The organism is Pantoea nemavictus (assembly GCF_037479095.1).
In the GTDB taxonomy this organism is placed as follows: Bacteria; Pseudomonadota; Gammaproteobacteria; order Enterobacterales; family Enterobacteriaceae; genus Pantoea; species Pantoea nemavictus.
Window position 1 is genome coordinate 1,245,579 of record NZ_JBBGZW010000001.1, and the last position, 9,915, is coordinate 1,255,493.

Annotated in this window: 7 protein-coding genes; 1 reads left to right on the forward strand and 6 read right to left on the reverse strand. The window is 58.3% G+C overall.

Annotated elements, in window-relative coordinates:
- Positions 1-183: 183 nt before the first annotated feature.
- Positions 184-2,175, reverse strand: coding sequence for a transketolase (gene tkt, locus WH298_RS05700; RefSeq protein WP_180822417.1), 1,992 nt, complete (start codon positions 2,173-2,175; stop codon positions 184-186).
- Between the two features lie 273 nt (positions 2,176-2,448).
- On the opposite strand from tkt, the gene loiP reads away from it, so the two are divergent.
- Complete coding sequence (gene loiP / locus WH298_RS05705) at positions 2,449-3,204, forward strand: metalloprotease LoiP (protein ID WP_007890303.1); 756 nt, start codon at positions 2,449-2,451, stop codon at positions 3,202-3,204.
- A 149-nt stretch (positions 3,205-3,353) separates the two neighbouring features.
- Here loiP and WH298_RS05710 read toward each other — a convergent pair whose 3' ends face one another.
- From WH298_RS05710 to WH298_RS05730, 5 genes are all read right to left on the reverse strand, one after another.
- Complete coding sequence (locus WH298_RS05710) at positions 3,354-3,761, reverse strand: YidB family protein (RefSeq protein WP_180822418.1); 408 nt, start codon at positions 3,759-3,761, stop codon at positions 3,354-3,356.
- Between the two features lie 54 nt (positions 3,762-3,815).
- Positions 3,816-4,736 carry an agmatinase gene (speB, locus tag WH298_RS05715; protein ID WP_007890305.1) on the reverse strand — a complete coding sequence of 307 codons (921 nt, stop codon included), beginning with the start codon at positions 4,734-4,736 and terminating at the stop codon, positions 3,816-3,818.
- A gap of 264 nt (positions 4,737-5,000) precedes the next feature.
- Complete coding sequence (locus WH298_RS05720) at positions 5,001-6,227, reverse strand: HlyD family type I secretion periplasmic adaptor subunit (protein WP_049850714.1); 1,227 nt, start codon at positions 6,225-6,227, stop codon at positions 5,001-5,003.
- Positions 6,224-8,395, reverse strand: coding sequence for a type I secretion system permease/ATPase (locus tag WH298_RS05725; protein ID WP_049850713.1), 2,172 nt, complete (start codon positions 8,393-8,395; stop codon positions 6,224-6,226). The genes WH298_RS05720 and WH298_RS05725 overlap by 4 nt, the downstream gene beginning before the upstream one ends.
- The gene (locus tag WH298_RS05730; RefSeq protein WP_180822419.1) at positions 8,392-9,843 is read right to left on the reverse strand and encodes a TolC family outer membrane protein; all 1,452 of its coding nucleotides are present in this window, start codon (positions 9,841-9,843) and stop codon (positions 8,392-8,394) included. Before WH298_RS05730 ends, WH298_RS05725 begins: the two co-directional genes overlap by 4 nt.
- Positions 9,844-9,915: the final 72 nt, after the last annotated feature.

The window sequence follows — 9,915 nt, forward strand, 5'->3', positions numbered from 1 at the left end:
AATAACGGGAATGATTGCGATCAATTGAGTGGCGGAATATTGGATCTGCGTCACAAATTTTACGCTGAGGGATTATTACTGCAGGAATAATTGAACCGTTTCACCCTTAAGTTACAAAGCGGATAAAACGAGGGCAGCTCAATTGAGCTGCCCTGTAAGGTCGCCATTCATGGCGACCGCCTATTACAGAATGGATTTCGCCGTTTTAACCACGTTCTCAACGGTGAAGCCAAACTCTTTAAACAGCTGATCCGCTGGCGCTGACTCACCGAAGGTGGTCATGCCGACGATCGCGCCGTTCAGGCCGGTGTATTTGAACCAGTAGTCCGCGATACCCGCTTCGATCGCCACGCGCGCCGCCACCGCTTTCGGCAGCACCGATTCACGGTACGCCGCATCCTGCTTGTCGAACGCGTCGGTGGATGGCATGGAGACCACGCGCACCTTGCGGCCTTCGGCCGTCAGCTGCTCGTAAGCGCTCACCGCCAGCTCCACTTCCGAACCGGTGGCGATCAGGATCAGCTCCGGCGTGCCGTTGCTGTCCTTCAGCACGTAACCGCCGCGCGCCACGTTAGCCAGCTGCTCAGCGCTACGATCCTGCTGCGCCAGGTTCTGACGCGAGAAGATCAGCGCCGACGGGCCGTCAACGCGCTCGATGGCGTACTTCCACGCCACCGCCGACTCAACCTGGTCGCACGGGCGCCACAGGCTCATGTTTGGCGTCACGCGCAGGCTGGCCATCTGCTCAACCGGCTGGTGCGTCGGGCCATCTTCACCCAGGCCAATCGAGTCGTGGGTGTAGACCATGATCTGACGGATTTTCATCAGCGCGGCCATACGGGCGGCGTTGCGCGCGTACTCGACGAACATCAGGAACGTCGCGGTGTACGGCAGGAAGCCGCCGTGCAGCGCCAGGCCGTTGGCGATGGCGGTCATACCGAACTCGCGCACGCCGTAGTGAATGTAGTTGCCGGCTGCGTCTTCGTTGATCGGCTTCGAGCCGGACCACATGGTGAGGTTGCTTGGCGCCAGGTCAGCCGAGCCGCCCAGATATTCCGGCAGGATTTTACCGAAGGCTTCGATGGCGTTCTGCGAGGCTTTACGGCTGGCGATTTTCGCCGGATTGGCCTGCAGCTGCTCGATAAACGTCTGCGACTCGCTGGCCCAGTTAGCCGGCAGTTCGTTGTTCACGCGGCGTGTGAACTCGGCAGCCAGCTCCGGGTGCGCGGCGGCGTAGGCGGCAAACTTTTTGTCCCACGCGGACTCTTTCGCCTGGCCGGCTTCTTTGGCGTCCCACTGCGAGTAGATGTCTGAGGGGATTTCAAACGGACCGTGGTTCCAGCCCAGCTGCTTGCGGGTCAGCGCGATTTCGTCGGCGCCCAGCGGCGCGCCGTGCGAGTCGTGCGTGCCGGCTTTGTTCGGCGAGCCGAAGCCAATCACGGTTTTGCACATCAGCAGCGAAGGCTTGTCGGAAACCGCTTTGGCTTCTTCAACGGCTTTCCTGATGGCGTCCGCATCGTGACCGTCCACGCCGCGCACCACGTGCCAGCCGTAGGCTTCGAAACGTTTGGCGGTGTCGTCGGTGAACCAGCCGTCGACGTGACCGTCGATGGAGATGCCGTTGTCGTCATAGAAGGCGACCAGTTTGCCCAGCTTCAGGGTGCCGGCGATGGAGCACACTTCGTGTGAAATACCTTCCATCATGCAGCCGTCGCCCATAAACACGTAGGTGTTATGGTCTACGATGTCATGGCCCGGACGGTTGAACTGCGCCGCCAGCGTGCGCTCGGCAATGGCGAAGCCAACGGCGTTAGCGATGCCCTGGCCCAGCGGGCCGGTGGTGGTTTCAACGCCTGCGGTGTAGCCGTATTCCGGGTGGCCTGGAGTTTTGGAGTGCAGCTGACGGAAGTTCTGCAGCTCGCTCATTGGCAGATCGTAGCCGGTGAGGTGCAGCAGGCTGTAAATCAGCATTGAGCCGTGACCGTTCGACAGCACAAAGCGGTCGCGATCTGCCCACAGCGGGTTAGTAGGGTTATGGTTCAGGAAGTCTCGCCACAGCACTTCGGCGATGTCCGCCATGCCCATCGGGGCACCCGGATGTCCCGAATTGGCTTTCTGTACTGCATCCATACTTAACGCGCGAATGGCGTTGGCAAGCTCTTTACGAGAGGGCATCTTCTACTCCAGGTCGGATTAATGCTCCGCCGCGCTTAACTTATTGTAATTAATCAGTTATAAGGCGAAGCGAGAAAAAAGTCGCACATCAATGTACATGAAAATCAGGGCAAAAGTACATGCATCGGGGTGCTAAATAGCGGGTAAACGGTTGCATTTCCGGCCTTGTCTGCTAGCCATTGAATAAGTTGCGAGCTATAACCAATGCGTTTAAACACCTGCGACGGTTTCAGGTGTTTGTTTTCTTTACCTTGTTACCTAAAGGATGCGGATATGAAAATGAGAGCCACGATTGTTGCTCTGGGCCTGGCTTCGCTGCTGAGCGGCTGCGAAGGATTCGACAACAACGCGCTGCTGCAATCTGGCGCGCAGGCTTATCAAGCCTATGCGCTGAACGATTCACAAGTGAAGGAGTTGAGCGACCAATCCTGTGCGCAGATGGATAAAGACAACCAGCTTGCGCCCGCCAACAGTGAATATCAGCAGCGTTTGAATAAAATCGCTGCCGCGCTCGGCGACAATATCAACGGCGTACCCGCCAACTACAAGGTGTATCAAACCAAAGACGTCAACGCCTGGGCGATGGCCAATGGTTGCATCCGCGTGTATAGCGGGCTGATGGATATGATGACCGATAACGAAGTGGAAGGCGTGCTCGGCCATGAAATGGGCCACGTTGCGCTGGGTCACACACGTAAAGCTATGCAGGTCGCGCTGACCACCACGGCGACACGCACTGCGGCGGCATCGGTAGGCGGCGTGATTGGCTCGCTGTCACAATCGCAGTTGGGTGAAATGGGCGAGAAGCTGGTCAATGCACAGTTCTCGCAAACCCAGGAGTCACAGGCCGATGATTACTCTTACGATCTGCTGAAAAAACGCGGCGTGAATCCAATGGGCCTGGCGACAAGCTTTGAGAAGTTGGCAAAACTGGAACAGGGGCGCCAGAGTTCGATGTTTGATTCTCACCCGGATTCTGAAGCACGCGCGCAGCATATACGCGAACGTATTGCCGCAGACGGGAAGTAAATAGTGCTCGCGGTCCCCCATCCCGGCCTTCCCCCGTTAACGGGGGAAGGAGACGCAGCCATATGCAGCTTCTGAACGCACATATCGCAGCATCTTCCTCCCCCGTTAACGGGGGAGGACCGAGGTGGGGGGCAGCCAGCAAAGAACGATTAACGCTTAAACAAACCATCCACCATCGCGCCCAAATCCTGCGTGCTGGACGTATCGATGTGGCCCTGCGGCGATAACTTATCAATCACCTGCGGCAGCAACGCCGCCAACGTACCGGATGCGCCATTCACATCGGTGCCCAACTTGTCCGCCAGCGACTGGAGCTGCCCAGGCTCAAGTGCATTTTGAATATCGCCGCCGCCAATCGACTGATTATCGCCGCTGCCGATCCAGGTATTCAGCACCTGCCCCAGTCCGCCCTGTTGAAACTTCTGCAGCAGTACTTCCACGCCGCCCTGCTCCTGCACCCAGTTCCAGATAGCCATCAGCTGCTGGAGCTGATGGCCCTGTCCACTTGCGCTGTTGCCATTGCCCAGCGATCCCACTAAATCGTCTAGCAAGCCCATAAAAGCCTCCGCAGATTAATTAACCGCCACTAAGTGTAGCCACAGGCGCAAGGATTAACCTTTATTCGCCGCCTGCACGTGCAGCATATCCAGCGCCAGTGTGGCCGCCGCCAGCGAAGTGAGATCGGCGTGGTCGTAACCCGGCGCCACTTCCACCAGATCCATACCAACGATATTCATGCCCTGCAAACCGCGAATCAGCTTGGTGGCTTTATCGCTGCTCAGGCCGCCAATCACTGGCGTGCCAGTGCCCGGCGCATGGGCAGGATCAAGGCAGTCGATATCAAAGGTCAGATACACCGGCAGATCGCCGACGGTGCGCTTCACTTCCGCCAGAATATCGTCAACGCTGCGATCGTTGACCTGAGCTGCATCCAGCACGTTGAAGCCAAGGCTCTTGTCGAACTCGGTACGAATACCGATCTGCACCGAATGCTGCGGATCGATCAAACCTTCTTTCGGCGCGGTGAAGAACATGGTGCCGTGGTCGAAGGTTGGACCGTTAGAGTAGGTATCGGTATGCGCATCGAAGTGCACCAGCGCCATTTTGCCGAAGTGTTTAGCGTGCGCGCGCAGCAGCGGCAGCGTCACGTAGTGGTCGCCGCCGAAGGTCAGCATGCGTTTACCGTTCGCCAGCAGCTTCTCGGCGTGCGCCTGCAGTTTGTCCGACAGATCCTGTGAATCGCCGAAGGCATACACCAGATCGCCACAGTCGACGACGTTCAGACGCTGACGCAGATCGAAATCCCACGGCCAGCGACAGCCTTCCCACGCCAGATTAGTGGAAATCTGACGAATCGCGCCCGGCCCTAAACGGCTGCCCGGACGGCCTGATGTCGCCGCATCGAAAGGAACACCGGTAATCACCCACTCCGCATCGCTGTCGTAAGGTTGGAAGTTCAGCGGGAAGCGCATGAAACCGAAAGCGTTAGAAACCAGGGAGTTATCGTACTGATTGCCCAGGGTGTTATACATAAATCGTCCTCTTTATAAACTTATTCAAGCTAAGTTTAATACCTTAAATAATTCCAGTTGTAGGAAGGCGGCAAACCAGCGAATCCCGCTGAGCTTACTCAGGTAAGTGATTCGGGTGAACAAGAGCAGCCAACGCACCTACCGCATGAAGTATGACGGGTATAGATGAAAAAAATCCCCTCCGCGTCGTTAAGCCCGACGAGGAAGGGATGATGGGCGCGATTATCGCGAAGATTGCAGCACCCTGCAATCGGGCAGCAAAAATCAGCGCTCGCGCATCGCCTCTTTGCCTTTATTAAACGGTTTAATCAGATAATCCATCACCGTTTTCTCGCCGGTTTTGATATCCACGGTAGAAACCATCCCAGGACTGATGGAGAAGCGCTTACCGGCTTTATTCTGTACGTAGTCGTTATCGGTACGGATAAACACGCGGTAATAGTAGATCTCCGGTTTGACCTCATCCTGAATGGTATCCGGCGAAATGCTCTCCACCACGCCGTTGAGGCCGCCATAAATGGCGTAGTCATAGGCGGAGATCTTCACCACCGCGCGCTGGCCGGGATGAATAAAGGCGATATCACGCGGCGACAGGCGCGCTTCAATCAGCAGACGATCGTTCATTGGCACGATGTTCATCAGCTCACCATTCGGTGGCACTACACCGCCGACGGTGGAGACTTTGATGTTTTTCACAATGCCGCGCATCGGTGAACGAATGGTTAAACGCGTTACCGTGTCTTCACGCCCTTTCACCACCTGCGCCATGCTGTCGGCTTCGGCGTTGGCCTTCGCCAGCTCTTCGCGCGCCTGCACGTAATATTGCGAGCGCATGTCGGTAAGCTTCAGCTCCAGATCCGATTTATCACGCTGCAAACGCAGCACCTCCACGCTACTGGCGGCACCGGTTTTCGCCAGGCGCTGCGTGATGGCCAGTTCGCGGTTGGCCAGCGCCAGCGACTCTTTAAACTGCGCGGTGGCATCGGAGAGCTGAGCGCGGCGGGTTTTGTACAGCCGGGTTTCTGAGGCCTCCAGCTCGGGAAACTTATCCAGCTCCGCCGGGAAGGTGAGCGGCTGATCGTTCACTTCCGCCGTCAAACGGGCCGCCGCTGCCAGCGCCGCACGATAGCGCGCTGCACTCTCACCGACGTTGGATTGCGAACGCGTGGCGTCAAGCTTGGCCACAATCTGTCCGGCCTGCACCTGATCGCCTTCATGCACATACAGCTCGGTCAAAATGCCGCCCTCCAGCGATTGCAGCACCTGATCGCGCGAGCTGGGGATCACTTTGCCGGTGCCGGTTGAGACTTCATCCAGCACGCCAAACCACGCCCAAATCACCGTGACGAGGATCAACGCGGTGCTGATGACAATCAACCGCACGGCACCGGTGTAATGGGTTTCGGATCGCAGCTCGCCCAGCAGATCGTCGGAGGAGTCCACCTCTGCGGCGGTCACCAGCCGCAGTCTTGCCGGTAATTGTTTGATCATGATTGCGCCTCCGGTTGACTACCGTTAGCGCGCGGCGGCGGCAAGGCGTTCTCTTTGGGGCTATCCATCACCAGCTGTCCCTCTTTCAACACCAGCACACGATCCACCAGCGCCAGGATCGCCGCGCGATGCGTGGCGACGATCAGCGTGCGACCATTCAGCCACTGGCCAAGACGTTCGATAAACTCCTTCTCGGTGTGATCGTCGAGCGCCGCCGTCGGCTCATCCAGCAGGATAATGTTGGGATCGCGCAGCAGCATACGCGCCAGCAGCAGCGACTGGCGCTGGCCGCCGGAAAGTCCGGTGCCACCTTCCATAATCGGATGATCGAGACCGAGCGGCAGACGACGAATAAAATCTGCCCCGCCGCTGACGGTCAGCGCGCCAAAGATGGCATCATCGGTGGCGTGCGCCGCGCCGAGAGTCAAATTTTCACGCAGCGTACCGTGGAACAGGCGCGCATTTTGCGTCAGCAGGCCGACGTTGCGTCGCACGTCGGCAACATCGATATGCGGCAAACTGAGATTATCCAGCCGCAGCTCGCCGCCGACTAAATCAATGCCGCCGCACATCGCCTGCAGCAGGGTCGATTTGCCGGAACCGTTGCGCCCCAGCACCGCAATACGCTCGCCCGGTTTAATCGTCAGGCTTTTAATGCGCAGTGCGATAGTCATCGAATCGGTGTAGTAACGGAACATGGCGTCGGTGAACTGATAGTGACCAAACAGCACCGGCGTGTGAATGCGCGTCTCGTCCTTGCTGTTTTCCACCGGCAAGTTCATCAGCGCATCGAGACTGCCTTTCGCCGCTTTCACCTGCTGCCAGCGCGCCAGCACGCCGCACAGCGTCGCCATCGGCGCAATCATGCGTGAAGAGAGCAGCGACGCGGCCACGATGGCACCGGTGGTGATATCGCCGTCGATCACCATCGGTGCGCCGATGACGATCACGCTGGCATACACTAACCCTTGCACCGTCACGCCCCAGGTGATCAGCGAGTGCATCACTTTGCGCATCTCGACGCCGGATTGCGCGGTGATACGAATGTAGCTGTTCCACTGCTGCAGGAAGCGATCTTCCGCCTGCATTAGCTTGATGTCCTCCAGCCCTTGTACGCTCTCCACCAGCACCGCGTTACGCAGCGTCGACTCTTTCAGGTTTTGCTGCGCCAGCTTCGACAGTTTTTTCTGGCTCAGCACCCCCGGCAAGATCATCAGCAGCACCGCCACCGGCGCAATCCAGGCCAGCTGCGGCGCGATGATTGCCATCACCAGCAGGAACAGCAGGAAGAATGGCATATCGACAATCGCCGTCACCGTGGTGGAGGTGACCATTTCGCGGATCGACTCCAACTCGCGCAGCTGCGAGATGAAAGTGCCGGTCGAACGCGGCACCGCGCTGCTCCGTAGCCGCAGCGCGTGACCAAAGACGCGATCGGAGACGCGCATGTCGGCGCGTTTACCCAGCAGATCGGTGACATGATCGCGCCCGACGCGCAGGATATAGGTGAACACCACCGAAATAATCACCCCGATATACAGCACATACAGCGTCGGGTAGGACTGCGCCGGAATCACCCGGTCATACACCTGCATCGAGAAGATAATGCCGACCAGCGCCAGCAGGTTGATCAGAAACGATCCCAGCATCACGTAGCCGTAAGGACGCAGATCGTGCAGCACCAGGCGGCGCAGCCAGTCCGGTTTCACCGTCGACAGATAGCGATCAACGCGGCTGTCTTTGGCCGCCGTCACCGGCCGCAGCGCGGCGGCAAAGCGGATTTCCGGTAGCAGCGTTGCCAGTGCAATCGGCGCTGGCTGTTCATCACCGGCAAAGTGCACCCGCACCTCATCGTCACCGTCAAACTGGGTGATCACGCCCACCTGACCATCGGCCAGCTCTACCGCCAGCGGCAGCCGCCAGCTGGTGATCTCCCACTTATTCTCTTCATACAGCTGCAGCGATAAACCGGCCTGGCGCGCCAGATGGCGCAACGCTTTGTCACGCGTCTGTTTGCCTTGCCACTCCGCAGCGGCCATGATCATCCCCGGCGAACAGGGCAAGCGATAATGACCGGCGATCAAGATAATGGCGGTGGCCCATCCGTGCAGGGGCACATTTCCCCCGGAGGCGCTATCGGGCGCATCGGGAAGTTGTAGTTGCGTCATGGCTGGATCTCCACGGACTGGATCCGCTGGTTATTCAGGGCAAACGCCGACCGCATATGCCCGGTGCTGTAGAGGCAATCGAGCTGCAGTGAGCGTAACTGGCTGATGGTTTGCTGCAGCGTGAAACGGGTCTGGAACACCTCCTGCTCGGCGTTGAGCACGTCCAGCAGCGGACGCGTGCCAAGCTGCAGATACTGATCCTGATACAGCGACTGGGTTTTCTCACCCAACGTCTGTTGCCGACCCATGATGGCGAGGCTGAGCGCCAGGCTTTGCGACTCGTTCTGCGATTCGCTCAGCTGCTGCCGCGCTTTGAGCCGCGCCGAGTTGACGGCCGCATTGGCGGCGCGCAGCGCATTGGCGGCCGCGTCACGGCTGGCGGTGATGCCACCGCCCTGATAGAGCGGCATCTCGACTTTGACAAAGGCGGAATATTGCGTGCGATCCAGACTTTCGCTGCCGGAGTAGTGATCGTTGAGATAATGCGTCACCTGCGGTTCCAGCGAGATGGTGGGCATATTTTGCGCATTCGCGTTATCGAGTTTTGCCTGCGCCTGATTGGCCTGCGCCCAGGCCGCCAGCACCGCAGGATTGAGCTTGTCATCGGCTTTCGCCATCTGACAGGATTTGGTGAGATTGGAGGGGAAATCATCGCTGACTTTTTTCACCAGCGGCCAGCCCAGATAGGTCGCCAGCGTGGCGCGCCAGCGGTTAAGATTGGCCTGATACTGCGTCAACGTAGTACGCGCGCCTTCGATACGCGCATCGGTTTGCGTCGCATCAGACAGTGACGCCGCGCCCTCTTCATTCCGCTGGCGCGCCAGATCGCCAATTTTACTCAGCGCCGCCAGCTGCTGCTGCGCAATCGTCACCAGTTGCTGATAACCCTGCACTTCCACCAGCGCTGCAGCGGTATCGTGCGCTACGGTGTCAATACTCACCAACACGTTGGCCTGCTCCTGCGCCACGCCCGCTTCGGCAGAACGCACCGAGCTGCTGACCTTGCCAAAGTCATACAGCATCTGCGAAACCGACAGCACAAACGATGGGCTGAAGCCCTTTTCGCTATAGGCGTTACTGTAGCCGTTATTCATCCCGGCACTAATTTGCGGATAGTATTTGGCTTTCGCCACATCAACCTGATTGGCCTGTTCCAGCATCTTGCCAACGGCTTCGGCAATATCCGGATGCCACTGAATGGCGCGCTGCACGGCCTGGTTGATGGTGAGAGAGTCGGGTACGTTGGCAAGGGCCGGTTCAGCCACCTCGCCGGCTAATGAAGGGAGTTCCTGTTGTTGCGCCAAACCTGCTGAAGTAATACGCCCCGCGTTGGTTAACGCGTCACTGGCCGCTAAAAGTTGAGAACTGTAAAGTAAAGCTATGCCCGCACAGAGAACGCTGAGCTTAAACGAACGGCGAAAAGTTGCGCCTGAGTGCATCAGTTCCATCGATAGTCCACCAGTCAATAAAGAGAAAGGGGCACATCCCTGTGCCCTTACTGCATCCCTGCGTCACATAGC